General features: G+C 71.2%; 26 protein-coding genes. 12 read left to right on the forward strand and 14 right to left on the reverse strand.

The annotated features are described in order from the left end of the window. Positions 1–12: 12 nt before the first annotated feature. Positions 13–1,314, forward strand: coding sequence for a PTS transporter subunit EIIC (locus ACFYO5_RS05590; protein ID WP_388704477.1), 1,302 nt, complete (start codon positions 13–15; stop codon positions 1,312–1,314). A 201-nt stretch (positions 1,315–1,515) separates the two neighbouring features. Beyond that, positions 1,516–2,769 carry a PTS transporter subunit EIIC gene (locus ACFYO5_RS05595; RefSeq protein WP_388704480.1) on the forward strand — a complete coding sequence of 418 codons (1,254 nt, stop codon included), beginning with the start codon at positions 1,516–1,518 and terminating at the stop codon, positions 2,767–2,769. A gap of 88 nt (positions 2,770–2,857) precedes the next feature. On the opposite strand, the gene ACFYO5_RS05600 is transcribed toward ACFYO5_RS05595, so the two are convergent. Further along, positions 2,858–3,610 carry an MBL fold metallo-hydrolase gene (locus tag ACFYO5_RS05600; RefSeq protein ID WP_388704483.1) on the reverse strand — a complete coding sequence of 251 codons (753 nt, stop codon included), beginning with the start codon at positions 3,608–3,610 and terminating at the stop codon, positions 2,858–2,860. A 248-nt stretch (positions 3,611–3,858) separates the two neighbouring features. Between ACFYO5_RS05600 and ACFYO5_RS05605 the strand changes: the two genes are divergently transcribed. Then, positions 3,859–4,320: a type II toxin-antitoxin system PemK/MazF family toxin gene (locus ACFYO5_RS05605; protein ID WP_388704486.1), complete on the forward strand. Its 462-nt coding sequence runs from the start codon at positions 3,859–3,861 to the stop codon at positions 4,318–4,320. A gap of 13 nt (positions 4,321–4,333) precedes the next feature. Here ACFYO5_RS05605 and ACFYO5_RS05610 read toward each other — a convergent pair whose 3' ends face one another. The 7 genes from ACFYO5_RS05610 to clpS all read right to left on the reverse strand — a co-directional run bounded on the left by ACFYO5_RS05610 (position 4,334) and on the right by clpS (position 9,164). Continuing rightward, complete coding sequence (locus ACFYO5_RS05610) at positions 4,334–5,284, reverse strand: PLP-dependent cysteine synthase family protein (protein ID WP_388704489.1); 951 nt, start codon at positions 5,282–5,284, stop codon at positions 4,334–4,336. A 10-nt stretch (positions 5,285–5,294) separates the two neighbouring features. Next, on the reverse strand, positions 5,295–5,573 hold the full coding sequence (locus ACFYO5_RS05615) for a MoaD/ThiS family protein (RefSeq protein ID WP_356559990.1): 279 nt from the start codon (positions 5,571–5,573) through the stop codon (positions 5,295–5,297). Positions 5,574–5,663: 90 nt separating this feature from the next. Further along, positions 5,664–5,759: a putative leader peptide gene (locus ACFYO5_RS05620; protein ID WP_319180349.1), complete on the reverse strand. Its 96-nt coding sequence runs from the start codon at positions 5,757–5,759 to the stop codon at positions 5,664–5,666. A 79-nt stretch (positions 5,760–5,838) separates the two neighbouring features. Then, positions 5,839–6,261, reverse strand: coding sequence for a Mov34/MPN/PAD-1 family protein (locus tag ACFYO5_RS05625; RefSeq protein ID WP_388704493.1), 423 nt, complete (start codon positions 6,259–6,261; stop codon positions 5,839–5,841). A gap of 194 nt (positions 6,262–6,455) precedes the next feature. Further along, entirely contained in the window at positions 6,456–7,889 is a 1,434-nt protein-coding gene (locus tag ACFYO5_RS05630) for an amino acid permease (RefSeq protein WP_356559992.1), read from the reverse strand. A 343-nt stretch (positions 7,890–8,232) separates the two neighbouring features. Beyond that, entirely contained in the window at positions 8,233–8,835 is a 603-nt protein-coding gene (locus ACFYO5_RS05635) for a DUF2017 domain-containing protein (RefSeq protein WP_356559993.1), read from the reverse strand. A gap of 11 nt (positions 8,836–8,846) precedes the next feature. Beyond that, entirely contained in the window at positions 8,847–9,164 is a 318-nt protein-coding gene (gene clpS, locus ACFYO5_RS05640; RefSeq protein ID WP_388704496.1) for an ATP-dependent Clp protease adapter ClpS, read from the reverse strand. A gap of 55 nt (positions 9,165–9,219) precedes the next feature. On the opposite strand from clpS, the gene ACFYO5_RS05645 reads away from it, so the two are divergent. Together ACFYO5_RS05645 and ACFYO5_RS05650 are read left to right on the forward strand one after the other, a co-directional pair. Further along, positions 9,220–10,566, forward strand: coding sequence for a nicotinate phosphoribosyltransferase (locus ACFYO5_RS05645; protein ID WP_388704498.1), 1,347 nt, complete (start codon positions 9,220–9,222; stop codon positions 10,564–10,566). Between the two features lie 112 nt (positions 10,567–10,678). Next, positions 10,679–11,266: a nicotinamidase gene (locus ACFYO5_RS05650; protein WP_356559996.1), complete on the forward strand. Its 588-nt coding sequence runs from the start codon at positions 10,679–10,681 to the stop codon at positions 11,264–11,266. 42 nt (positions 11,267–11,308) lie between these two features. Here the strand turns inward: ACFYO5_RS05650 and ACFYO5_RS05655 are convergent, their stop codons facing one another. Both ACFYO5_RS05655 and ACFYO5_RS05660 read right to left on the reverse strand, forming a co-directional pair. Continuing rightward, a complete protein-coding gene (locus tag ACFYO5_RS05655; protein WP_356559997.1) occupies positions 11,309–11,653 on the reverse strand; it encodes a hypothetical protein in 345 nt (114 codons plus the stop codon). A 145-nt stretch (positions 11,654–11,798) separates the two neighbouring features. Continuing rightward, positions 11,799–14,144, reverse strand: coding sequence for an immune inhibitor A domain-containing protein (locus tag ACFYO5_RS05660; protein WP_388704502.1), 2,346 nt, complete (start codon positions 14,142–14,144; stop codon positions 11,799–11,801). 352 nt (positions 14,145–14,496) lie between these two features. Here ACFYO5_RS05660 and ACFYO5_RS05665 point away from each other — a divergent pair, with 352 nt between their 5' ends. Further along, positions 14,497–14,769 (forward strand): hypothetical protein, encoded by a 273-nt coding sequence (locus ACFYO5_RS05665; protein ID WP_388704505.1) that lies wholly within the window; start codon positions 14,497–14,499, stop codon positions 14,767–14,769. Between the two features lie 63 nt (positions 14,770–14,832). Here ACFYO5_RS05665 and ACFYO5_RS05670 read toward each other — a convergent pair whose 3' ends face one another. Together ACFYO5_RS05670 and ACFYO5_RS05675 are read right to left on the reverse strand one after the other, a co-directional pair. Then, positions 14,833–15,507 carry an RDD family protein gene (locus ACFYO5_RS05670; protein ID WP_388704508.1) on the reverse strand — a complete coding sequence of 225 codons (675 nt, stop codon included), beginning with the start codon at positions 15,505–15,507 and terminating at the stop codon, positions 14,833–14,835. Positions 15,508–15,597: 90 nt separating this feature from the next. Then, positions 15,598–17,301 (reverse strand): RDD family protein, encoded by a 1,704-nt coding sequence (locus tag ACFYO5_RS05675; protein ID WP_388704511.1) that lies wholly within the window; start codon positions 17,299–17,301, stop codon positions 15,598–15,600. A 239-nt stretch (positions 17,302–17,540) separates the two neighbouring features. Between ACFYO5_RS05675 and ACFYO5_RS05680 the strand changes: the two genes are divergently transcribed. Continuing rightward, positions 17,541–18,017: an SsgA family sporulation/cell division regulator gene (locus ACFYO5_RS05680; protein ID WP_388704513.1), complete on the forward strand. Its 477-nt coding sequence runs from the start codon at positions 17,541–17,543 to the stop codon at positions 18,015–18,017. An 11-nt stretch (positions 18,018–18,028) separates the two neighbouring features. Here the strand turns inward: ACFYO5_RS05680 and ACFYO5_RS05685 are convergent, their stop codons facing one another. After that, entirely contained in the window at positions 18,029–19,435 is a 1,407-nt protein-coding gene (locus tag ACFYO5_RS05685; protein ID WP_388704516.1) for an FAD-binding oxidoreductase, read from the reverse strand. Positions 19,436–19,527: 92 nt separating this feature from the next. On the opposite strand from ACFYO5_RS05685, the gene ACFYO5_RS05690 reads away from it, so the two are divergent. Then, positions 19,528–20,985: a tetratricopeptide repeat protein gene (locus ACFYO5_RS05690; protein ID WP_388704518.1), complete on the forward strand. Its 1,458-nt coding sequence runs from the start codon at positions 19,528–19,530 to the stop codon at positions 20,983–20,985. A gap of 46 nt (positions 20,986–21,031) precedes the next feature. On the opposite strand, the gene hppD is transcribed toward ACFYO5_RS05690, so the two are convergent. Further along, positions 21,032–22,177, reverse strand: a complete 1,146-nt coding sequence (hppD, locus tag ACFYO5_RS05695) for a 4-hydroxyphenylpyruvate dioxygenase (protein ID WP_356560005.1) — start codon at positions 22,175–22,177, stop codon at positions 21,032–21,034. Between the two features lie 122 nt (positions 22,178–22,299). Here hppD and ACFYO5_RS05700 point away from each other — a divergent pair, with 122 nt between their 5' ends. Genes ACFYO5_RS05700 through ACFYO5_RS05715 form a run of 4 tightly spaced genes read left to right on the forward strand, consistent with a single transcriptional unit; the run spans position 22,300 to position 25,491 of the window. After that, a complete protein-coding gene (locus ACFYO5_RS05700) occupies positions 22,300–22,794 on the forward strand; it encodes an Lrp/AsnC family transcriptional regulator (protein WP_356560058.1) in 495 nt (164 codons plus the stop codon). A 6-nt stretch (positions 22,795–22,800) separates the two neighbouring features. After that, entirely contained in the window at positions 22,801–23,448 is a 648-nt protein-coding gene (locus ACFYO5_RS05705) for an ABC transporter permease (RefSeq protein ID WP_356560006.1), read from the forward strand. Continuing rightward, entirely contained in the window at positions 23,441–24,673 is a 1,233-nt protein-coding gene (locus tag ACFYO5_RS05710) for a betaine/proline/choline family ABC transporter ATP-binding protein (RefSeq protein ID WP_388704522.1), read from the forward strand. The genes ACFYO5_RS05705 and ACFYO5_RS05710 overlap by 8 nt, the downstream gene beginning before the upstream one ends. Beyond that, positions 24,670–25,491 (forward strand): ABC transporter permease, encoded by an 822-nt coding sequence (locus ACFYO5_RS05715; RefSeq protein WP_388704525.1) that lies wholly within the window; start codon positions 24,670–24,672, stop codon positions 25,489–25,491. Before ACFYO5_RS05710 ends, ACFYO5_RS05715 begins: the two co-directional genes overlap by 4 nt. The last annotated feature ends 1 nt before the right edge of the window (position 25,492 follow it).

Raw genomic sequence — 25,492 nt, forward strand, 5'->3', positions numbered from 1 at the left:
GGTCGCCAAACGATGAGTGCCGAGAGCGCCGACACCACGGCCAGTTCCTCGCGGGCCCGGTGGAACAGTCTGTTCCAGGGGCTGCAAAAGATGGGGCGCAGCCTTCAGTTGCCGATCGCGGTGCTGCCGGCCGCGGGCATCCTCAACAGGCTGGGCCAGCCGGACGTGTTCGGGGCCGACGGGCTGGGCTGGACGGACGTCTCCAAGGTGATGGCGGGCGCGGGTGGCGCCCTGCTGGACGGCCAGCTCGGACTGCCGCTGCTGTTCTGCGTCGGTGTGGCCATCGGCATGGCGAAGAAGTCCGACGGCTCCACGGCGCTGGCGGCGGTGGCGGGCTTCCTCGTCTACTACAACGTGCTGCGGCAGTTCCCGGAGGACTGCGGCGAGGGGACGAAGGCCGTGGTGGGCATCGGCTGCCAGGGCACGGAGGACGGCACGGTGGTGGCGTTCACCTACCAGAACCCGGGGGTCTTCGGCGGCATCGTGATCGGTCTGCTGGCGGCCTATTTCTGGCAGCGCTTCCACCGCACGAAGCTGGTGGACTGGCTGGGCTTCTTCAACGGGCGCCGGCTGGTGCCGATCATCATGGCGTTCGTGGCCATCGCCTTCGCCGCGTTGTGCCTGTGGGTCTGGCCGCCGATCGGGGACGCGCTGGAGAGCTTCAGCGACTGGCTGGACGGCCTGGACGCCTGGGGCGCCGGCATCTTCGGGGTGGCGAACCGGGCGTTGCTGGTGATCGGCCTGCACCAGTTCCTGAACGTGCCCATCTGGTTCCAGTTCGGCTCGTTCACGAAGCCGGACGGGTCGGTGGTGCACGGTGACATCAACATGTTCCTGGCGGGCGACCCGGACGCGGGTCAGTTCACCTCGGGCTTCTTCCCGATCATGATGTTCGCGCTGCCCGCGGCGGCGCTGGCGATCACGCACTGCGCGCGGCCGGGCCGCCGCAAGGAGGTCGGGGGCCTGATGCTGTCGGTGGCGCTGACGTCGTTCGTGACGGGCATCACGGAGCCGATCGAGTACTCGTTCCTGTTCGTGGCGCCGGTGCTGTACGCGATCCACGCGGTGCTGACGGGTGTGTCGATGGCGGTGACGTGGGCGCTGGGGGTGCACGACGGTTTCAGTTTCTCGGCGGGTCTCATCGACTACGTCATCAACTGGAACCTGGCGACGCGACCGTGGGCGATCATTCCGATCGGCCTCGGGTTCGCCCTCGTCTACTACGTGATCTTCCGCTTCGCGATCACACGGTTCGACCTGAAGACACCGGGGCGGGAGCCGGAGGAGGAGCGGGAGGACACCACCAAGGCCTGAAAGGCCTTACGTCGCAGAGGTTTTGGGCCTTCGGACCACTGGTCCGGGGGCCCTTCGCCATGCCCGGCGGGGAGGGGCGGGCGGGTGCGTTGCGTAGCGCTCCGGTTGCAGTTTTGACGGGTTCCTTATATCGCCTTCATCGTGCTAGAAACAGGTCTACACCACTGAGTGGTGTAGACCACCACCCGATGGAGGAAGTCTATGAGCACCGCCACCTCGCCAACGGCGGCCCCCACGAAGAAGTGGGGATCAGGCCTGTTCCAGGGCCTTCAGAAGGTCGGCCGCAGTCTTCAGCTGCCCATCGCCGTGCTGCCGGCCGCGGGCATCCTGCTCCGGCTCGGCCAGGACGACGTGTTCGGCAAGGACGGCCTCGGCTGGGACAAGGTCGCCAAGGTGTTCGCCACCGCCGGTGACGCCGTCTTCGCCAACCTGCCGCTGCTGTTCTGCGTCGGCATCGCCATCGGCTTCGCCAAGAAGGCCGACGGCTCGACCGCGCTCGCCGCGCTCGTGGGCTTCCTCGTCTACAAGAACGTCCTGACCGCGTTCCCGATCACCGACGCCAAGGTCACCAGCGGTGCCGACGTGGCCGCCACCTACAACGACCCCAAGGTCCTCGGCGGCATCATCATGGGCCTCATAGCCGCGGTCACCTGGCAGCGCTTCCACCGCACCAAGCTCCCCGACTGGCTGGGCTTCTTCAACGGCCGCCGGCTGGTCCCGATCCTGATGGCCTTCATCGGCACCGCCGTGGGCGTCGTCTTCGGCCTGGTGTGGGAGCCGATCGGTGACGTCATCACCAACTTCGGCGAGTGGATGACCGGTCTCGGCGCGGTGGGTGCGGGAATCTTCGGTGCCGTCAACCGCGCGCTGCTCCCGGTGGGCATGCACCAGTTCGTCAACACGGTGGCCTGGCAGGAGATCGGCACCTACAAGGACGCGTCCGGTGCCGTCTGGCACGGCGACCTGCCGCGCTTCTTCCACGGTGACGCCACCGCGGGCCAGTTCATGACCGGCTTCTTCCCGATCATGATGTTCGCGCTGCCCGCCGCCGCCCTCGCCATCACGCACACCGCGCGCCCGGAGCGCCGCAAGGCGGTCGGCGGCTTGATGGTCTCCCTCGCGCTGACCTCGTTCGTCACCGGTATCACCGAGCCGATCGAGTTCTCGTTCATGTTCATCGCGCCGCTGCTGTACGTCATCCACGCGGTGCTGACGGCCCTGTCGATGGCCGTCACCTGGGGCCTGGGCGTCCACCACGGCTTCAGCTTCTCGGCCGGTGCGATCGACTACTTCCTCAACTGGAACCTGGCCACCAAGCCCTGGCTCATCATCCCCATCGGCCTGGTCTTCGCGGCGATCTACTACGTGGTCTTCCGCTTCGCCATCGTGCGGTTCAACCTGACCACCCCGGGCCGCGAGCCCGAGGAGGAGGTCGAGGACCTCACCAAGGCGTGAGTCCCGGCCGACCGCGCACAGCGTGACGCACACGACGAGGCCCCCGGAGCCCTGAACCGCTCCGGGGGCCTCGTCGTGCGCCGCCGCCTCAGATCTCGTACGTCGCTCTCGGCTTCGCCACTTCCACCGGACCGTCGAACGCGGCACGGGCGTCCGCGAGGTTGACCTGCGGGTCGGTCCACGGGGGGATGTGGGTGAGGACGAGGCGGCGGGCGCCCGCCCGGGCCGCCGTCTCACCCGCCTCCCGGCCGTTGAGGTGCAGGTCGGGGATGCTCTCCTTGCCGTACGTGAACGCGGCCTCGCACAGGAACAGGTCGCTGTCGCGGGCGAGTTCGTCGAGGGCCGGGCTGACTCCGGTGTCACCGGAGTAGGTGAGCGTGCGCCCGCCGTGCTCGACACGGATGCCGTACGCCTCCACCGGGTGGGCCACGCGTTCCGTGTGGACCGTGAAGGGGCCGATGTCGAAGGTGGAGGGCTTGACGGTGTGGAAGTCGAAGACCTCGCTCATCGAGGAGGCCGAGGGGGTGTCGGCGTAGGCCGTGGTGAGGCGGTGCTCGGTGCCCTCGGGCCCGTGGACCGGGATGGGGGCGCAGCGGCCGCCGTCGTGGCGGTAGTAGCGGGCCACGAAGTACGCGCACATGTCGATGCAGTGGTCGGCGTGCAGATGGCTCAGGAAGATCGCGTCGAGGTCGTAGAGACCGCAGTGGCGCTGCAACTCGCCCAGGGCGCCGTTGCCCATGTCGAGAAGCAGCCGGAAGCCGTCGGCCTCGAGGAGGTAGCTCGAGCAGGCCGATTCCGCGGACGGAAACGACCCCGAGCAGCCGACGACGGTGAGCTTCATAGAGCAGAAACCTCCGCTGGCGGGAAAGCGAGAAGTACCGGGGAAGATCGGGGAACGGACGGTCGTGAAAAGGGGGCGACAGGGGTCGTACGGTCCGTCGAGCGTAAGGCGCGAAACCTCCGGTCGCTCCTCCGCCAGGGGCCGTTGTGGGGGAACTCACCTGTGCTGTCACCGGTTCGGCTGGACCGGGGGCGCGGGGCGCGCGGAAGGGCGCGCGCCGTGGGACGCGCCCCGGTACCGTCATGCGTATGGACACGTCCTGGTGGCTGGCTCTCGCGGCGGTGGTGCTGCTCGCGCTCGTCGCCACGCTCGTCGACGGCTGGGGACGCGGCCGGCGTCCGGCCGGTCGCAGGTCCCGGCCGCCGGGACGGCCGCAGAGGTCGCGCGGGCGGGCGGCGGGGCGGCCGCGGCCGGCGGAGATCTGGTGGGCGGCCGTGCCGTTCGAGGACGGCCCGGGTGCGAAGGACCGGCCGTGCCTGGTCCTGGTGGTGCGGGGGAACCGGGTGACCGTCGCGAAGATCACCAGTAAGCACCACGACGAGCGTGCCGGGGTGATCCCGCTGCCGCCGGGCGCGGTCGGGGACGCGCGGGGGCGGGCGAGTTTCCTGGAGACGGACGAACTGCGGCAGGTCCCGTTGGGCGGCTTCCGGCGCCGGGTGGGTGTGGTGGACCCGGTCCTGTGGGACCAGGTCCGTCACCTGGCGGACTAGCGGCGGACCCCGCTCACGCCCAGAGCTGGCCCTGGAGCGTTTCGATGGCCTCTTCGGTGGTGGCGGCGGTGTAGACGCCGGTGGAGAGGTACTTCCAGCCTCCGTCGGCGACGACGAACACGATGTCGGCGCTCTCGCCGGCGTTGAGCGCCTTCCTGCCGACGCCGATCGCGGCGTGCAGGGCCGCGCCCGTGGAGACGCCCGCGAAGATGCCCTCCTGCTGGAGCAGCTCGCGGGTCCGGGTGACGGCGTCGGCGGAGCCGACGGAGAAGCGGGTGGTGAGGACGGAGGCGTCGTACAGCTCCGGGACGAAGCCCTCGTCGAGGTTGCGCAGGCCGTAGACGAGGTCGTCGTAGCGCGGCTCGGCGGCGACGATCTTGACGTCCGGCTTGTGTTCGCGCAGGTAGCGGCCGACGCCCATGAGGGTGCCGGTGGTGCCGAGTCCGGCGACGAAGTGGGTGACGGACGGGAGGTCGGCGAGGATCTCCGGGCCGGTCGTGGCGTAGTGGGCGCCCGCGTTGTCCGGGTTGCCGTACTGGTAGAGCATGACCCAGTCGGGGTGCTCGGCGGACAGCTCCTTGGCGACGCGTACGGCGGTGTTGGAGCCGCCCGCGGCGGGGCTGGGGATGATCTCGGCGCCCCACATGCCGAGCAGCTCACGGCGTTCCTGCGAGGTGTTCTCGGGCATGACGCAGACCATGCGGTAGCCCTTGAGCTTGGCCGCCATGGCCAGGGAGATGCCCGTGTTGCCGCTGGTGGGTTCGAGGATCGTGCAGCCGGGCGTGAGCCGGCCGTCCTTCTCGGCCTGCTCGATCATGTGCAGGGCGGGGCGGTCCTTGACCGAGCCGGTGGGGTTGCGGTCCTCCAGCTTGGCCCAGACGCGGACGTCGGCGGACGGCGAGAGCCGCGGCAGGCGCACCAGAGGGGTGTTGCCCACCGCGGCGAGGGGAGAGTCGTAGCGCATCGGGATCGGCTCAGGCCATGCCGCCGGCCACGGCCGGCAGGATCGTGACGGTGTCGCCGTCGGTCAGCTTGGTGTTGATGCCGTCGACGAACCGCACGTCCTCGTCGTTCAGGTACACGTTGACGAAGCGGCGCAGCTGGCCGTCGTCCACGATGCGGGCCCGGATGCCCGTGTGCCGGGTCTCGAGGTCGGTGAACAGGTCGGCGAGGGTGTCACCGCTGCCCTCCACCGCCTTGTTGCCGTCGGTGTACTGGCGGAGGATGGTCGGGATACGGACCTCGATGGCCATGGCTCAGGGCTCCTGTCGGATGGTGTGGCAGCGCGGATACGTGCGGGTGAGGGCGCCGCGGCGCACGGCCGTACGGCGGCGGGGCCGGCGTCAACAGATGGCGCTGGCGAGCCTGCACAGGTCGACGTGCAGCCGCGCCACGAGCAGTGCGCCCGGCGTCTTCTCGCTCACGTCGTGGGAAACCATGCGCTCATCGTATCGATTCCCGGTCCGGGCCCTGGAGTGTGATCCCACATGATGGATGGTTTCCGACCGGATGCCGGGATCAGTAGGCGTCCACGACCGTGACCTCCTCCTCCGTGACCTGGCCGTCCACGATCCGGTACGAGCGGAACTGGAAGGGACCGGCGTCGTCGGTGTCCGCGGTGGAGACGAGGACGTAGTGGGCGCCGGGCTCGTTGGCGTAGGAGAGGTCGGTGCGGGAGGGGTAGGCCTCGGTGGCGGTGTGGGAGTGGTAGATGACCACGGGCTCCTCGTCGCGGTCGTCCATCTCGCGGTAGAGCTTGAGCAGGTCCTGCGACTCGAACTCGTAGAACGTGGGCGAGCGGGCCGCGTTGAGCATCGGGATGAACCGCTCGGGGCGGTCGGAGCCGGCGGGGCCCGCGACCACGCCGCACGCCTCGTCGGGGTGGTCCGCGCGCGCGTGGGCGACGATCTGGTCGAACAGGGCCCGGGTGATGGTCAGCATGGTCGTCAGGATAAGCAGAGGGGCCGCGCCGTACCGAGGAGCGGTACGGGGCGGCCCGAATGCCGGACGTGCTGGGCGACGGCCGCAGGGGGCGCCACGAGTGCTGCCTGCGGCCGGACGTCCTCGGTGGCCGGCCCGCCTCGTCAGCCGACCTCGTCACACGGCCCGGTCACGGGGCCGGCCGTGCGGATCCGTCAGCCGACCTTCTCCGGTTCCGGCTCGCGGCGCCGGGTGATCTGCGGGTTGCGGGACTTCAGCACGGCCCAGCCGATGCCGAGGGCGGCGGCCCAGCCGGCCATCACGTAGAGGCAGACGCGGGAGTCGGCGTCGTAGGCGATGAGGCCGGTGACGAAGAGGAGGAAGGCGATGGCGACGTAGCTGCACTTGGCGCCGCCGGGTGCCGGGAAGGACGAGGCGGGCAGCCGGCCCGCGTCGACCGCGCGGCGGTAGAGGACGTGGCTGATCAGGATCATCAGCCAGGTCCAGATGCCGGCGGCGGTGGCGACGGAGGTGACGTAGCCGAAGGCCTTCTCGGGGACGACGTAGTTGAGGACCACGCCGATGCCCATGAAGGCGACGGAGACGGCGATGCCGAGGGCGGGCGTCTTGGTCGAGGAGAGCTTGCGGAAGACGGCCGGGGCCTCGCCGCTGTCGGCCAGGTTCCGCAGCATGCGGCCGGTGGAGTACATGCCGGAGTTGCAGGAGGACAGGGCGGCGGTCAGTACGACGAAGTTGACGATGCCGGCGCCGGCCGGGATGCCGATCTTGGCGAAGGCGGCGACGAAGGGGCTCACGCCGGGCGCGAACTCGGTCCACTTGACGACGCACAGGATGACGGTGAGCGCGCCGACGTAGAACAGCGCGATGCGCCAGGGAAGCGTGTTGATGGCCTTGGGGAGGGTCTTCTCCGGGTTCTCGGACTCACCCGCGGTGACGCCGACCAGCTCGACGGCGAGGTAGGCGAACATGACGCCCTGCAGGGTCATGAGGGAGGAGCCGACGCCCTTGGGGAAGAAGCCGTCGAAGGCCCACAGGTTGGAGACGGCGGCGGTGTCGCCGGCGGAGCTGAAGCCGAAGGTGAGGACGCCGAGGCCGATGACGATCATGCCGATCAGCGCGGTGACCTTGACCATCGAGAACCAGAACTCCAGCTCGCCGAAGAGCTTCACGGAGATCAGGTTGACGCCGAAGAGGATCACCAGGAAGACCAGCGCCGTCACCCACTGGGGGACCGCCGGGAACCAGTAGTTGACGTAGATCGCGGCGGCCGTCAGTTCGGCCATGCCGGTCACGACCCACATCAGCCAGTACGTCCAGCCGGTGAAGTAGCCGAAGAACGGACCGAGGAACTCGCGGGAGTACTCCGCGAAGGATCCGGAGACCGGGCGGTACAGGAGCAGCTCGCCGAGCGCCCGCATGATGAAGAAGATGATCACGCCGGCGAGGGCGTACATGAGGATGAGGCTGGGACCGGCCTTGGCGATGTTCGCCCCGGCTCCCAGGAACAGGCCGACGCCGATGGCGCCGCCGATCGCGATCATCTGGACCTGGCGGCTGCCGAGTCCGCGCTCGTAGCCCTCTCCCGGCTCCTGCGGGGCCTTTTCCCTGTCGACCTGAGCGGAGGTCATGTGTGGTGCGCCTTTCTCCATGCCGAACCGGGCCTTCGTCGGCCGCGGGTCGGGTCTCGATCCCCCCCGGATTGATGGAGCGTTGTGCCTGGCCGGCGATCCGTCGGCTCGGTGGCGCACCCGGCGGACATACGGGTGGTGTTCGCCGGGCGGTCGTGAAGATTTATCACGGCCGCAATAATGATCGCCGGGTCGGCATGTGGCGCATTCCACAAGGAGAAGCGGCCAAACTGGACACAAAAGGGGCACAGTCGGCCGCGCCGGTGACGCGATCGTTATCCGGATTTGAGCGTCCTCTGAGCGAACACCTCACCGTCACAGATCACGCCATAACGGTGGGTTCTCAGCCCATGAGCGTGGTCACGAGCGTCTCCTGGAGGCCGCCGAGCCACAGGTACGCCATCACCATCGGCTTGCGCGGGTCCTCGTCCGGCAGCCGGTAGAGGAGGTCGGTGTCGTCCTCGTCGGTGATGTCGAGCCGGGAGCCGATCGCCAGCCGCAGGTCGTTGAGCGTGCGGAGCCACTGCTGGGACTCCTCGGGCGACAGCCTGAGCACCGCCACGCCGTCGCCCTCGGCGACGAGTGCGTCCAGGGAGCGCACGACCGCGAGGGCGTTCTCGCGCTTGCCGGCCCTGAGGTCGTTCTCGGTGAAGCGGCGGAACTCGGCGGAGTGGGAGCGCCGTTCCTCCGCCTCGCGGGGCCCCGGGGCGCCCTCGGGGTCGGTGTAGGCGTCGGGGAAGAGGCGCCTGAGGACCGGGTCGGAGGGCGGTTCGCTCGGGCCCTCGGCGAACAGCTCGGCGAGCGGGTCGGCGGAGGCGTCCTCGGCGGGACCGGGGCCGATCAGCTCCAGGAGCTGGACGGCCAGCGACCGGATGATGGAGATCTCGACGTCGTCGAGCGCGACGGCCGCGCCGCCGCCGGGGATCGGTTCGAAGTGTCCTGGCATCGGTGAGGTGACTACTTCCGGTCCTGCTGGAGGGTGGCCCACAGTCCGTAACCGTGCATCGCCTGCACGTCGCGTTCCATCTCCTCGCGGGTTCCGCTGGAGACGACCGCCCGGCCCTTGTGGTGGACGTCGAGCATGAGCTTGGTGGCCTTGTCCTTGGAGTAGCCGAAGTACATCTGGAAGACGTACGTCACGTAGCTCATGAGGTTGACCGGGTCGTTGTGGACGATCGTGACCCAGGGGACGTCCGGCTCGGGTACGGCGAAGACCTCCTCCGCCGACTCGGTGCGTTCGATCTCTAGGGGAGCGGGTGACGTCACACTGACCATGCTGCCATGCACCCGGGAAATCGTCACACCGACGAAAAGGGAGTACGATCCTGCCATGAACACAGCGGATCTCGGGCTGCCGGTGGATGTTCCCTCGACGGCGCTCTTCACGGACCAGTACGAGCTGACGATGCTGCAGGCCGCCCTCAGAGCGGGCACCGCCGATCGGCACAGCGTCTTCGAGGTCTTCACCCGGCGGCTGCCGGAGGGCCGGCGCTACGGCGTGGTGGCCGGTACCGGACGCGTCCTGGACGCCGTCGAGAACTTCCGCTTCGACGCGGGCGTCCTCGGCTTCCTGCGCGAGCGGGGGATCGTCGACGAGGCGACCCTGGAATGGCTCGCCTCCTACCGGTTCTCGGGCGACGTCTGGGGCTACCCGGAGGGCGAGGTGTACTTCCCCGGCTCGCCGATCATGCGGGTGGAGGGCTCCTTCGCCGAATGCGTGCTGCTGGAGACCGTGATCCTGTCCATCCTCAACCACGACTCGGCGATCGCGGCCGCCGCCTCCCGGATGGCCTCGGCGGCCGGAGGGCGTCCGCTGATCGAGATGGGCGCCCGCCGCACCCACGAACTGGCCGCGGTGGCCGCGTCCCGCGCCGCCTACGTGGGCGGCTTCGCGACCACCTCCGACCTGGCGGCCGGCTTCCGCTACGGCATCCCCACGGTGGGCACCAGCGCGCACGCCTTCACCCTTCTGCACGACAGCGAGCGCGACGCCTTCCGCGCCCAGGTGGAGTCGCTGGGTGCGGGCACCACCCTCCTCGTGGACACCTACGACGTCACCGAGGCCGTCCGTACGGCCGTGGAGGTCGCCGGGCCCGGGCTGGGCGCGGTCCGCATCGACTCCGGTGACCTGCTGCTCGTCGCGCACCGGGTGCGCCAGCAGCTGGACGAGCTGGGCGCGACGGACACCCGGATCATCGTGACCTCGGACCTCGACGAGTACGCGATCGCCTCACTGGCCGCGGCGCCGGTGGACGCGTACGGCGTCGGCACCCAGCTGGTGACCGGCTCCGGGCATCCGACGGCCTCCATGGTCTACAAGCTGGTCGCCCGCGCCGAGTCCGACGACCCCAGGGCGCCGCTGGTGCCGGTGGCGAAGAAGTCGTCCGGCGGCAAGACGTCGATCGGCGGCCGCAAGTGGGCCGCGCGCCGCCCGGACGCGGACGGGGTCGCCGAGGCGGAGGTCGTCGGCACCGGCCAGGTCCCCGCCGAGCTGGTCGACCACCAGCTGCTGGTCGAGCTGGTCAAGAGCGGCGAGGTCGTGGCCCGCGAGTCGCTGGACGTGGTCCGCGACCGGCACACGGCCGCCCGGGCCGGGCTGCCGCTGTCCGCGACGCAGCTCTCACGAGGGGAACCCGTCATTCCGACGGAGTACCTCCATGGCCGCTCGGGTAGCTAGAGCGCAGTGACCGCGGGGCGGGGCCGGAACCGCCCCTCCCCCGCCGGCCGCGAAGTCCGCTGGCTCGATCACCCGGCTCGATCACCTCACCCACAGTCGAAGGACACCCACCATGCGCCGCGCCTTGATCGTCGTAGACGTGCAGAACGACTTCTGCGAGGGGGGCAGCCTCGCGGTGTCCGGGGGCGCCGACGTGGCCGCCGCGATCACCGAGCTGATCGGGCAGGCCCCCGCCGGATACCGCCACGTGGTCGCCACCCGCGATCACCACATCGCTCCAGGCGGCCACTTCGCCGACAACCCCGACTACGCCCACTCCTGGCCCGCGCACTGCGTCGCCGGCACCGAGGGCGTGGGCTTCCACCCGAACTTCGCCCCGGCGGTCGCCTCCGGCGCCGTCGACGCGGTCTTCGACAAGGGCGCCTACGCCGCCGCGTACAGCGGTTTCGAGGGCGCGGACGAGAACGGCGTCACGCTGGGCGACTGGCTGCGCACCCGGGGGATCGACGAGGTGGACGTGGTCGGCATCGCCACCGACCACTGCGTCCGGGCCACGGCGCTGGACGCGGCCCGCGAGGGATTCCGCACCCAGGTGCTGCTCGACCTGACCGCCGGGGTCGCTCCGGAGACCACCGAGCGGGCCCTGGAGGAGCTGCGCGGGGCGGGCGTGGGCCTGTCGGGCAAACCGGTCGTCCAGTAAGGAGCACCACGGCCCGGGCGTCCTGGCGTCCGGGCCCTGCCGCTACGTCCCGGTGGCCGCCGGGCGGCGGAGCAGGGCGCGGATCGGACGCCACAGTTCCGGTACGCCGGCCAGGGCGGAGACGGCGTGGTCGGGCGCCGTTCGCCATATCAGGCCGTCCGGATGGTGCAGGACCGCGGTGATCTCGTCCGGACTGGGCGGGGCCGCGTTGCCCCGCAGGTAGACGGCGCGCAGGCCCAGGTTGCGGAGCCTGGTCAGGGCTCGGGCGCGGTTCTGGGCGAGGACGAGAACGCGTACGGCGGCGGCGCCGTCGGCGGCCGGGCTGGGCAGGTTGAGCGCCACCACCACCGAGCCGTTCGGCAACGTGCAGAAACCTCCTGCGGCCATGCGGTCACACCCCCGTGCGGGTCGGCGTCGAAGCGGTCGTCTCTGGGTCTGTCAATAAGAAGAGCACAGGAGGCACCTAAACACGATCGGCGGCAACCCGCCAGAGGGTTGCCGCCGAAACGTGTCTGACCTGGGAAGACGTTGGCTACTTAGCCGACGGACCCACCTTCACGGTGACCGTCGAGCCGCTCAGGGGCTCGCTGACGATCTTGATGGAGGTGTTGGTGTCAGTGATCTTGACGCCGGCCAGCGGGTTCGACGCGTCGTAGTAGGACGACTTGCCGTCGTCGAAGACCGGGACGCCCGGACGGGCCTTGATCTTCGTGGCGACGTCGGCCTTGTGCAGCGTGATCGCGTCGGTCGGGTACCAGCTGAAGGTGGAGTCGAAGGCCTGGATGCGGTTGCGCATCAGGGTGCCGTCGGACCACTTCAGCGGGGTCGGGTGCGAGTCGATCGGGAGGATCAGACCCTCACCCGGGTGCTGGCTGGTGTTGTCGTCGCCCTGGGAGGTGTCCCACTTCCAGATCAACAGGCCGTTCTGGTACGGGTAGTGCTCCACCCAGTCCGGACGGGTCGTGGAGAAGCCGTAGTTGTACGGGCCGACCTTGAGCACCTTGTCGTACGACACGTACTGACGGTTCTCGGCGATGTAGTACTGCGCGTAGTCGTCCGTGATGGCCGCGCCGATGCGGGTGAAGCCGTTGGCCGTCCACGCGGCGTCCGCGCTCTCCGCGTTGTCGGAGAACAGGGTGGCGCCGTCCGCGGTCACCGTGATCTCGTCGGCCGCGAAGCCCTTCTGGGCCACGCCGCCGTCGGTGGCGTAGCGGAAGCGGACGTCGATCTTCTGGCCCGCGTAGGCGTCCAGCGAGTACGTCAGCTTCTGGTGGGCGTCGACCGTGCCGGTGAGGGCGGGCTTGCCGCTGCCGTCGCGCGGGACGGCCGTGCCGTCGGCCAGCTTGCCGTCGATCGGCGTCCAGTTGGAGCCGTCCGTGGACACCTCGGTGTAGAGGAAGTCGTAGTCGGCCTCGATGTCCCACCAGCCGTCCAGCGACAGCGCCGCCGTCGACCTGCCGGTCAGGTCGACCGAGCGGGTCAGGGTGTTGCGCAGGTCGTCACCGCTGCCGCTCCACCACTGGGTGGCGCCCTGCGCCGGCACGACGACGTCGGTGGTGACCGTCTTGTCGGGCAGCGCGACGATGAGGGCCTGCGGGTTCTTGGTGTTGTACTCCGCCAGGCCCAGCGTGTGCCTGGACTTCGCGCCCGCCTTGGCGACCTCGTAGTCCAGCCAGCCGAGCTGGAGCTTGTCCCAGGCGTTCATGTCGCCGGGCAGGTCACCGATGGAGTCCTTGCCGGTGCCGAGCCAGGAACCGGAGGACATCAGCGTCCAGAAGCCGGTGGAGTTCTCGCCACCCGCCGTGTCGTACTCGTCGGGCAGGCCGAGGTCGTGGCCGTACTCGTGGGCGAAGACGCCCAGGCCGCCGTTCTCCGGCTGGATGGTGTAGTCGCCGACCCAGATGCCGGTGTCGCCGATCTGGGTGCCGCCGAGCTTGTTGGTGTCCGGGCCGGTCGAACCGGCGTCGGTGCCGAAGGCGTACCAGCGGTGGGCCCAGATGGCGTCCTCGCCCTGGGCGCCGCCGCCCGCGGACTCGTCCTCGCCCGCGTGGACGATCTGGAAGTGGTCGATGTAGCCGTCGGACTCGTTGAAGTCGCCGTCGCCGTCGAAGTCGTAGCGGTCCCACTGGTCGAACTCGGCCAGCTCGGCCTTGATCTCGGCGGCGGTGTCACCGGCGGCCTCGCGCTCGGCGACCCAGGCGTTGACACCGTCCTGCACGGCGTACCAGGCGCCGGTGGCGGCGTCGTTGGAGCCGTAACGGGCCTCGTTGTAGGGGACCTTGACCCAGTCGGTCACTTCGCCCTCGACCGAGTAGCGGCCCGAGGACTGCTTCTCGTAGTACTTCTTCAGCGACTCGGTGTTCCTGCCGGTGCCGAAGTACAGGTCCTGGAAGTGCTGCTGGTCGTAGTCCGCCTGCCAGGCGGTGCTGTTGTCCTTGGCCCGGTCCGGCGCCGCGATCTGGTTGTGCAGCGGGCCGGCGGTGCCGCCGTAGCGGCTGTCGATCTGGTCGCCGAACTCGACGAGGATCGTGAAGATCTTGTCGGTCTTCTCGCGGCCGAGCTCCACGTACTTGCCCGCGCCCTTGCGGCTGTCGAGCTGGACGACCTTGGAGCCGTCCCGGTTCTTGACCGTGGCCTCGCCGGATATGACCTGCTCGAGGGCTTCCTCGCGCTGGGCTTCCTGCGTCTTGCTGAGCGGCCCGTCGAAGTCGTGTTCGCGGGCCTTGGCCGGCTGCGGGTCGTGCCGGTCCACCGCCGTGGTGTCGGCCGGCGCGCTGTCGGCCGCCTGTGCCACGGAGAACGCCGAGAACGTCGCCGAGGCCGCCGCGAGGGCGACGACCGAGGCGGCCGTCCTGAACGTCCAGGATCTACTGGTCACTTGATTTCCTCCCCTAACGCGTGCCGTACGCGCGGAAGGGGGATCCATGTCAAGGGAAGTCCGCGCGCGGTTATACGCGTGTAGTCAAGTGCCGTCATTTGACTACTGCTTCACCAGAAAAGACAGACCTTGACTTGAACAGGTCAACGCATTATTGGGAGCGCGGGTTCGCATTGCGGACACGTGACCGTAACGTGACAGGCGCGTGGTCCCGTCCACCCAGTGGACGCCATGACTCCGTGCGCCCCCTGTGCACCGGCACCGTGTGTCAGCTCACGCTTACCGCTCGTTCCCGTCGGGCATGCAGCCGAATAGAGTCGAGACCGCCCCCGCTTCCGAGGACACGATTGCCATGCCTCGTCCGACCGTCGCACAGCTCACCTACGGTTCCTGCACCGTCATCATCTCGACGCTCGCCATGCTGCTGCTGTCGGGGACGAGTTCGGGCTCGCTCGTCGCGGTCATCGCCGTCACCGCGCTCGCTCTCGGGGTACTCGTCGCCCTGACGCTCCCGGCGCCCCGGCGCCAGGTCACCGTCACCGTGGCGCGCTCCACCGTGACCGAGCCCGTGCCGGCCTCCGTCGCCGCGGCGCCCGAGCCGGTCCGGGAGCCGTCGGCCCCCTGACCGCCGGGGCCGCGGGGGCCGCGCCCGTACCGCGCCGGGCCCCCTCGCCGTACTGGCAGGCCGTCAGCCGGTGCTGACCACGACCGTCTTGGCCGCCTTGTCGTGCAGCCCCTGCTTGTAGGGCTTGTCGAAGAAGCTCCAGCCGCCGCACACGGCCGTCCACAGGCAGGCGCAGCAGAACGCGAACGGCACCCACAGGACCAGGGCGCGCACCAGCGAGGTCTGCACGGAGGGCGTGGAGCCGTTGTCGAGGTTGGCCACGCGCAGGCCCAGCCACTTCTTGCCCAGCGTCCGGCCGGACCTGGCGGTCATGACGGTGTCGTAGGCGATGTACAGCAGGGCGGCCACGAGGGACTGGGCGAGGGACTTGCCGACCTCGACGCCGTCGCCGTCGACGTCGTACTCGTTGACCCCGAAGCCCCACGTCAGCAGCCACACGACGACGGCCACCAGGATCATGTCGATGATCCGCGCCAGCGTGCGCCTGCCGCTGTCGGCCAGCGGGGGCATCCCGGAGAGCGGGTCGGCGGGATAACCGCCGTAGGGGTCGCCCCCGTAGGGCCCGCCCGCGCCGCCGTACGGCGGGGGCTGCTGCCCGCCCGCCCCGCCGTACGGGCTGTCGTACGGGGAACCCTGCGGGCCCTGCCCGTGACCCTGCGGCGGCTGCGGGGGCTGCTTCCTGAACGGATCGTCCTCCGGCGGCTCGCCGCCGGAACCGGGGGGCGGTTCGGTCGTCATGGCCCGAGTCGACCGCGAACCGCCCGCCCCCGCATCCGGCGAGCGGCCGTCCGGGGTACGACGTCCCGTGGGCCGGTCGCGGTGGGTTCCCTAGCCGGCGACGAACGTGTGGGCGGCCTTGTCGTGCCAGCACTGACGCCACGGCCGGTCGAACAGACCCCACAGGACGCCGACGATCCCGACGGCGAGCAGGCCCGGGACGCAGTAGACCAGCCAGCGGCGCAGGGCGAGGCCGAACGAGGGGGGCTGGTGGCCCTCGATGTCCCGCACCTCCAGACCGAACAGCTTCTTGCCCAGCGTGCGCCCCCACCTGGCGGTCGGCAGCGCCTCGTACACGATGCCGAAGCACACGAGGACGGCCAGCACGACCCCGAGGTACACCGACGTGGTGCCGTCCAGGAGCCAGACCGTGACGGTCTCGCCGGTGAGCTTGGCCGCGTCGATCTTGTCATTGACGTGGTCGACCGCCTTCCGGCCGAGCGGGACCGCCGCCGCCCCGGTGACGGCCGCGAGCACGAGCGTGTCGACGAGCCGCGCGCCCAGCCGCCTGCCGAGGCCCGCGGGACGCGCCGCCGCCTGACGGCGGGCGGCGGCCTGGAACACGTCGTCCACCGGCGGCTTCCACGGCGTCACGGGCTGCTCGTCCCCGGCACCCACCAGCTGATGCACCTGCTGCGCCCAGGAGTGCTGCCCGCCACCGGGCCCGGGAGCCATGGGCGCACCGCCGCCCGGCCCGGCCGCCTGTCCCCCGCCGGCCTGCTGCGGGAGGCCGGCGGCGCCCTGGGCGCCGGCCGGGTGGGGAGTGCCGGGGGCGGCCGGCTGGGGGGCGGGTGCGCCCTGCGCGGGGACGGCATGGGCGGGGACGGCATGGGCGGGGACGGCCTGGGCGGGTGCGACGTGCGCTGGCGCGGCCTGGGCGGGTACGGCCTGCGCTGGCGCGGCCTGGGCGGCGGGTGCGGCCTGCGCGTGCGCGACCTGTGCTGGCGCGGCCTGTGCTGGCGCGGCCTGTGGGCCTGGGGTGCCCTGCGCGGGTACGCCCTGGGCCGTCGCGGCCCGCTCGGCGGCGGCCTTGCCCGCGCCGAAGCCGGGCTTGCCGGGCGAGGCCGGCCCTCCGGCTCCGCCCTGCCCGCCGGCCTCGCCGTACCCGCCGGAGCCCGGCGGGCCGAAGGCCCCGGCGGGCGGCTCACCGGAGCCGGCCGCACCGGCGGAGCCACCCGGGCCGCCCACCCCCACCGGACCCTGGGGACCGAGGCCCCCCTGGTCCGTGGTGTGCGGGGTCGGGGTGCGGAAGGTCATCGTGCCCTCGTCCGTGGGCGCCGGGCCGGTGGTCGGGCGGCGGTCCATGAAGGTGGCTTCGGGCGCGGCCTGCGGCGCCGCCGTGCGGGGGTCCGGGGCGTGCGGGTTCGGGCTCTGCGGGGGCGCGGTCTGCGGGTGGGGGGTCTGCGGGTTGCCCCAGGAGACGCGGCGCTCCTGGTCACCGCCGAAGCCGGACTGGCGGGCGCGGTCGGCGCTCCACGCGGAGGCCGGTTCCGGCTGGCTGCCGTACTGCTGCGGATCCTCGTCGAAGAAATGCGGGCCCGTCTCCTCGACGGACGCCGCGGCGGGGGCCGGCGCGGAAGGGGCCGAGGACGCCCCCGGCGGGGCGAGCGGTACTCCGTCGGACGGGGCCGGCCGACTGGTGCCGGGCACCCAGGAGGCGCCGTTCCAGTACCGGACGTATCCAGGGATGGACGGGTCCGGGTAGTACCCCTCGCGGGGCCTGTCGTCGCCGGGTGCCGGGGTTGGGGCGCTCATGTCCGTCGTCCCGTATCTGCTCGGGGGTGGGAAGGGGGTCTCCACATCTACCAGACGAGCGCAACCCCCATCGCCAGTCCTGCCGTTCCCACTCCTTTCCGGGCAACGGCGTGCACGCGCTTCACACGTTCGGTCGGCCCGCGAGGTCGGCCGCCGAAGAAGTCTGCCGAACCCGCGTAATGCCCGGCGCCGAACCCGCTCTCCCCCGCGTACGGATCAGTACCGAGAGGAGAACGGACATGCACCACACCGTGGTGGAACGCGAGCTGGAGCTGAGGCTCGTCCTGGACCCGGAGCGCGGCGTCCCGGTCCCGGCGCGGCTCGCCTACCGCAGCGACGACCCCTTCGCCGTCCACATCACCTTCCACATCGACTCGGACTCCCCCGTCCACTGGACGTTCGCCCGCGAACTCCTCGTGGAGGGCGTGTTCCGGCCGTGCGGCCACGGGGACGTGCGGGTGTGGCCGACGAAGGTGTGCGGGCGCGGCGTCGTCCTGATGGCGCTGAGTTCACCCGACGGCGACGCCCTCCTCGAAGCGCCCGCCGCCCAGGTGTCGGCCTGGCTGGAGCGGACGCTGCGGGTGGTGCCCCCGGGGACCGAGGGCGGGCGGCTCGGCGTCGACGAGGCTCTGTCCCAGCTGCTCGCCCCCCTTCCGGCGGACGACCTGCGGCCCCGCGACCCGTGGCCGTCGGACGAGTCGAAGGACGGTGGATGAGCGCGCGCGGCTCAGAACAGCTTGCCGGGGTTGAGGATGCCCAGCGGGTCGAAGACCTGCTTGATCCGCCGCTGCATCTCCAGACCGACCGGGCCCAGTTCGCGGGCCAGCCACTCCTTCTTCAGCACGCCGACGCCGTGCTCGCCGGTGATGGTGCCGCCCAGCTCCAGGCCGAGCGCCATGATCTCGTCGAACGACTCGCGGGCGCGCCGTGCCTCGTCGGGGTCGGCCGCGTCGAAGCAGACGGTGGGGTGGGTGTTGCCGTCGCCGGCGTGGGCGCAGACCCCGATGGTGAGCCGGTACTTCTCGGCGACGCGTTGCACGCCCTGGAGCATGTCGCCGAGCCGGGAGCGGGGCACGCACACGTCGTCGATCATCGTCGTGCCCTTGACCGCCTCCAGGGCCACCAGCGAGGACCGCCGCGCCTGGAGGAGCAGTTCGGACTCGGCCGCGTCCGCGGCCGGGACGACCTGGGTGGCGCCGGCGGCCTCGCAGAGCGCGCCGACGGCGGCGAGGTCGGCGGCCGGGTCAGGGGTGTCGAAGGCGGCGAGGAGGAGGGCCTCGGTGGTCTCCGGCAGGCCCATGCGGGTCAGCTCGTTGACCGCCTTGACCGTCGTACGGTCCATCAGTTCGAGGAGGGAGGGGACGTGGCCGTCGGCCATGATCCGGCAGACGGCGTCGCAGGCGGCGGCAGCGGAGGCGAACTCGGCGGCCAGGACCAGTTGCCGCGGCGGCTGCGGTCTCAGCGCGAGGGTGGCCCGGACGACGACGCCGAGGGAGCCCTCGGAGCCGACGAACAGACGGGTGAGGTCGTACCCGGCGACGCCCTTCGCGGTGCGGCGGCCGGTGGACATCAGCCGGCCGTCGGCGAGGACGACGTCCAGGCCGAGGACGTACTCGGCGGTGACGCCGTACTTGACGCAGCACAGGCCGCCGGAGGCGGTGCCGATGTTGCCGCCGATCGTGCACGTCTCCCAGCTGGAGGGGTCCGGCGGGTAGTACAGGCCGTGTTCGGCGACGGCGCGGGAGAGGACCGCGTTGACGACGCCGGGCTCGACCACGGCGACGCGGTCGACGGGACTGATCTCCAGGATGCGGTCCATCTTCGTCAGGGAGAGGACCAGGCAGCCGTCGGAGGCGTTGGCGGCACCCGACAGGCCGGTGCGGGCGCCCTGCGGAACCACCGGGACGCGCAGCTCGGTGGCGGTGCGCAGGACGTGTTGCACCTGTTCCACCGTGCGCGGCAGCACGACGGCGGCCGGGGTGCCGGCCGGGCAGAAGCTCGCCATGTCATGGGCGTAGGCGGCCGTGACGTCGGGGTCGGTGAGGACCGCCTCGGCGGGCAGGCCGTCGAGCAGTCGGTCGAGGAGGTTGCCCGTCACCTCGTCGCGAGGGGCTTCGATACGGCTCATGATCACAGCGTCGCACCCGCCGCCATCGGTGTGAACCCCGTCTGCGGCACCCGGCGGATACCCTCGCGCGGTCGTCGCACTGACGCACAGTGAGCGCCATGGAGAGCGCTACCGACACCGCCACCGCCGAAGTCGCCGATACCGCCGGGAGCCGGCCCGCGCCGGAGCGGGCCCGGGCCCGGCTGCGCCGACGGGTCCTGACCGGCTCGCTGGCCGGCTGCCTGGTGCTGGGCGGGGTCCTGCTGTGCCTGCCGGGCGAGAAGGCCGACCGGCCGGCGCCGGCGCCCGCGCCGGGGGCTCAGGCGCAGGCGGCGGTCCGTACCGGGGTGGCGGCCGCGCTGCCCGATCTCACGGTGCTGATCGGTGAGCGCGAGGCCCGGGTGCGCGCGCGTCCGACGGACGCCCGCTCCTGGGCGGTCCTCGGTGCCGCCTACGTCGAGCACGGCCGGCGCACCGCCGACGCGGCCACCCTCTACCCCAAGGCGGAACGGGCCCTGCGGACCTCCCTGTCGGTGCGTCCCGCGCGCAACGCCGAGGCCCTGGTCGGGCTGGCCGCCCTCGCCAACGCCCGCCGGGACTACCCGGCCGCGCGGTCCTGGGGGGAGGCCGCGCGCGAGCTGGCCCCGAAGCGCTGGACGGTGTATGCGCAGCTGATCGACGCCTACACCGGGCTCGGTGACCCCAAGCGGGCGAAGGCCGCGCTGGACCGGCTGCTGGAGCTGCGCACGGGTCCCGCGGTGCTGGGGCGGGCGGCGGCCGTCTACCGGGACCGGGGCTGGCGTGAGGACGCGGCGGCCGCGCTGTCGGACGCGGCGGCCGGCGCGGACTCCCCCGCCGAGCGGGCGGAGTGGCTGGAGCGGGCCGGGCAGCTCGCCTGGGAGCGCGGTGACCGGGAGCCGGCGCTGCGCCACTTCCAGGAGGCGGTACGGCTCGACCCCGACCAGCGGGCCGCGCAGGCCGGGCAGGGACGGGCGCTGGCCGCGCTGGGCCGCACCTCGGAGGCGCTGAGCGCCTACCAGGTGGCGCTCGCCAAGCAGCCGCTGCCGCAGTACGCGCTGGAGCTGGGCGAGCTGTACGAGTCGCTGGGGATGGCCCAGGCGGCACGGGTGCAGTACGACCTGCTGCGCGAGCGGGTCCGGCGCGAGGCGGCCGGCGGGGTGGACGGGGAGTTGGTGCTGGGCCGGTGGGAGGCCGACCACGGGGATCCGGCGGCCGCGGTACGGCGGCTGGACGCGGAGTGGCGGCGCCAGCCGGGCATCGAGGTCGCGGACGCGCTGGGCTGGGCCCTGCACCGGGCCGGCCGCCCCGAGGAAGGGCTGCGGTACGCGGTGATCGCCACCGACCGGGCGCACGACGGGACGGTGCGCAGCGCCCCGTACATCTACCACCGGGGCATGATCGAGCGGCAGCTGGGGCGGGACGGGGCCGCGCGGCGGCATCTGGAGGAGGCGCTGCGGATCAACCCGTACTTCTCCCCGCTGCACGCGCGGACGGCCCGCGCGGCGCTGCTGGCGCTGGGCGAGCCGTCCGTGGCACGGGTGCCGGAGTTCACGTGAGCGCTGCCCGGGTCCTTCGGATCCGGCCTGATCCGAAGGAGCGGCCCTACAGGTTGCCGCGCTTGTCCTGCTCCCGCTCGATCGCCTCGAACAGGGCCTTGAAGTTGCCCTTGCCGAAGCCCATCGAGCCGTGGCGTTCGATGATCTCGAAGAAGACGGTCGGACGGTCCTGGACCGGCTTGGTGAAGATCTGGAGCAGGTAGCCGTCCTCGTCGCGGTCGGCGAGGATCTTCAGCTCCCGCAGGGTCTCGACGGGGACGCGGGTGTCGCCGACCCACTCGCCGAGTGTGTCGTAGTACGAGTCGGGGGTGTCGAGGAACTGGACGCCGGCGGCGCGCATGGTGCGGACCGTCTGGACGATGTCGTTGGTGTTGAGGGCGATGTGCTGGACGCCCGCGCCGCCGTAGAACTCCAGGTACTCGTCGATCTGCGACTTCTTCTTCGCGACGGCGGGCTCGTTGATCGGGAACTTGACCTTGAGCGTGCCGTCGGCGACGACCTTCGACATGAGGGCGCTGTACTCGGTGGCGATGTCGTCGCCCACGAACTCCTTCATGTTGGTGAAGCCCATGACGTGGTTGTAGAAGCCGACCCACTCGTTCATGCGGCCGAGTTCGACGTTGCCGACGCAGTGGTCGACCGCCTGGAAGGTGCGGTGGGCGGGCGGCTCTACGATCGGGCTCGCGGCCACGTAGCCGGGCAGGTAGGGGCCGTCGTAGCCGCCGCGCTCGACGAGCGTGTGGCGGGTCTCGCCGTAGGTGGCGATCGCGGCCAGCACCACCGTGCCGTGCTCGTCCTTCAGCTCGTACGGCTCGGCGACCGAGCGGGCGCCGTGCTCCAGGGCGTAGGCGTACGCGGCGCGCGCGTCGGGGACCTCGATGGCGAGGTCGACGACGCCGTCACCGTGTTCGGCCACGTGCTGGGCGAGGAAGTGGCCCCACGTCGTGGCGGGCTTGATCACCGAGGTGAGGACGAAGCGGGCGGAGCCGTTCTCCAGGACGTAGGCGGCGGTCTCACGGCTGCCGTTCTCCGGTCCGGAGTAGGCGACCAGCTTCATGCCGAAGGCGGTGGAGTAGTAGTGCGCCGCCTGCTTGGCGTTGCCCACGGCGAAGACGACCGCGTCCATTCCCTTCACCGGGAAGGGGTCGGCCTGCCGGGCGGTGTCGGGCGTGTGGTGTGTGGTCTGCGTCATGGCCGAAGCGTCGCGCGACCCCGCAAGGTGCGCAATAGTTCGCGACACCGCTGGTCATACTGCTCAGTGGCAGGGCGGTTGCGGCAGTGTTTCTGTACAGGCTGACCATCTCGGAGGCGGGCGTGGCGATCGATCATCTGGACGGGCGGATCATCGTGCTGCTGGCGCGGGAGCCGCGGATCGGGGTGCTGGAGATGTCCCGGCGGCTGGGGGTCGCCCGGGGGACGGCGCAGGCGCGGCTGGACCGGCTTCAGTCGAATGGAGTCATCCGCGGATTCGGCCCCGAGGTCGACCCGGCGGCGCTGGGCTACCCGGTCACCGCGTTCGCCACGCTCCAGATCCGGCAGGGCCAAGGCGCCGACGTACGGGCCCACTTGGCGTCGGTGCCGGAGGTGCTGGAGCTGCACACCACCACCGGCACCGGGGACATGCTGTGCCGTCTGGTGGCCCGCTCCAACGCCGATCTCCAGCGGGTCATCGACCTGGTTGTCGGATTTGATGGGATCGTCCGGGCGTCCACCGCGATCGTGATGGAGAACCCCGTTCCGCTGCGGATCATCCCGCTGGTGGAGCAGGCCGCGGACGACCGGGAAGGATCTGGCCGAACGACGGGGTGAGGGCGTGTGAGCTTCTGGGAGTACCTGGGCAACCGGCACCAGCAACTGCTCACCGACGCCTACCAGCACGCCAGCGCCGTCTTCCAGTGCATGGTGCTGGCGACCCTGATCGGTGTGCTGCTCGGAGTCCTCACCTACCGCAGCGACTGGGCCGGGAACCTCGCCACCACGGCCACCTCCACCATCCTCACCGTCCCGTCCCTCGCCATGATCGGTCTGCTGATCCCGGTGGTGGGCCTGGGCGTGCCGCCGACGGTGATCGCGCTGACGCTGTACGGGCTGCTGCCGATCGTGCGGAACTGCGTCGTGGGGCTGCGCGGCGTCGACCCGTCCCTGGTGGACGCGGCCACGGGCATCGGGATGTCCAGGGTCATGCGGCTGGCGCGGGTCGAGCTGCCGCTGGCCTGGCCGCCGATCCTGACCGGCATCCGGGTCTCCACGCAGATGCTGATGGGCATCGCGGCCATCGCCGCCTACGCCTCCGGGCCCGGCCTCGGCAACGAGATCTTCCGCGGCCTCGCCTCCCTGGGCAGCAAGAACGCGCTCAACCAGGTCCTGTCGGGCACGCTCGGCATCATCGTGCTGGCCCTGCTGTTCGATGCCGCGTACGTCCTCGTCGGCCGGCTGACCATCCCGAGGGGGATCCGTGTCTGAGTCCCATGGCGCCGCGATCGAGCTGGAGAACCTCACCAAGCGCTATCCGGGCAGCGCGGCACCCGCCGTGGACAGCGTGAACATGGAGATCAAGGCGGGGGAGACCGTCGTCTTCGTCGGCCCGTCCGGCTGCGGGAAGTCGACGACCCTGAAGATGATCAACCGGCTGATCGAGCCGAGCGGCGGCCGGATCCGCATCGGCGGCGAGGACGTCACCGACATCGACCCGGTCAAGCTGCGCCGCAAGGTGGGTTACGCCATCCAGGCGTCCGGGCTGTTCCCGCACATGACGGTCGCGCAGAACATCGCGCTGGTGCCGAGGATGACCGGCTGGTCCAAGGGCCGGATCAGGGACCGGGTGGCGGAGATGCTCGACCTGGTCGGGCTGGACCCCGGGGAGTTCCTCCACCGGTATCCGCGCCAGTTGTCCGGTGGCCAGCAGCAGCGGGTGGGGGTGGCGCGGGCGCTGGCGGCCGATCCGCCGGTGCTGCTGATGGACGAGCCGTTCGGCGCCGTGGACCCGATCACCCGCGACCACCTCCAGGACGAGCTGATCCGGCTCCAGCACGAGTTGCACAAGACGATCGTGTTCGTCACCCACGACTTCGACGAGGCGATCAAGCTGGGCGACCGGATCGCGGTGCTGCGCGAACGCTCGCACATCGCCCAGTTCGACACCCCGGAGGCGATCCTCACCAACCCGGCGGACGACTTCGTGTCCGGGTTCGTGGGCGCCGGCGCTGCCCTGAAACGGCTCAACCTCACGCGGGTGAGGGACGTGGAGATCACCGAGTACCCGACGGTGAGCGTCGACGACCCGCTCCAGGCCGTCTTCAACCGGATCCGCTCCAGCGGGACGAACGAGATCCTGCTCCTCGACCGGCGCGGCCGGCCCTACAAGTGGCTGCGGCGCGGCGACCTGATGCGGGCCAGGGGCTCGCTGGCCCGCGCCGGCACCCTCGTCACCGACACCGTGACCCGCGACGCGACCCTGCGGGACGCCCTGGAGGCGGTCCTCACCGACAACGCCGGGCGGGTCGTGGTCACCGGGCGGCGCGGCGAGTACACGGGGGTCGTCGACATGGAGACGCTGATGAACTCGGTGCACGAGCTGCTGGAGGCCGACCGGCTGGAGGCGCTGGAGGCCCAGCACGAACTGGAGGAGGCCCGAGCCGCGCAGACGCACGCGGAACAGGAGGGCCCCGGCGGCGAGGCGACGGCGTGAGCACCGTCGAGCTGGACGACCGGCCGGACGACGGGACGGTCCGGGAGGAGCCTCCGCCGCCGCCGCCCGCTCCCCCGCGCCGCCGCATCGGCCTGCGGAAACTGACCCTGCTGCCCGCGTTCCTGGTCGTGATGCTGCTCGCCACCTGGCTCTGGTTCGAGCAGGCCGAGCTGGACTCCCTCACCGAGAACGCGCTGGCCGGCGGGCAGGTGTCCAAGGCGCTGTGGCAGCACGTCCAGCTGACGGTGATCTCCACCTTCTTCGTGCTGATCATCGCGATCCCGCTGGGCATCCTGTTGACCCGGCCGGCCTTCCGCAAGGCCACCCCCGTCGCGATGACCTTCGCCAACATGGGCCAGGCGACACCCGCGATCGGTCTGCTCGCCCTGCTGGTGATCTGGCTGGGCATCGGCCGACGGGCGGCCCTCATCGGGATCATCGCCTACGCCGTCCTGCCGGTGCTGTCCAACACCATCGCGGGCCTGAAGGCGAACGACCCGACGCTGCTGGAGGCCGCCCGCGGGATCGGTATGTCCCCGCTCGGGGTGCTCAACCGCGTGGAGCTGCCGCTGGCGGTGCCGTTGATCCTGGCCGGCGTCCGTACGGCGCTCGTCCTGAACGTGGGCACGGCCACCCTGGCGACCTTCGGCGGGGGCGGCGGCCTGGGCGTCCTGATCACGGCCGGCATCACCAACCAGCGCATGCCGGTCCTGGTGCTGGGCTCGGTCCTGACCGTGGCGCTGGCCCTGCTGGTCGACTGGCTGGCCTCGCTGGCCGAGGTGCTGCTGCGGCCGCGCGGCCTGGAGGTGGGGCAGTGAG

Origin of the sequence: Streptomyces sp. NPDC006259 (assembly GCF_042870975.1) — a bacterium.
Taxonomy (GTDB): domain Bacteria; phylum Actinomycetota; class Actinomycetes; order Streptomycetales; family Streptomycetaceae; genus Streptomyces.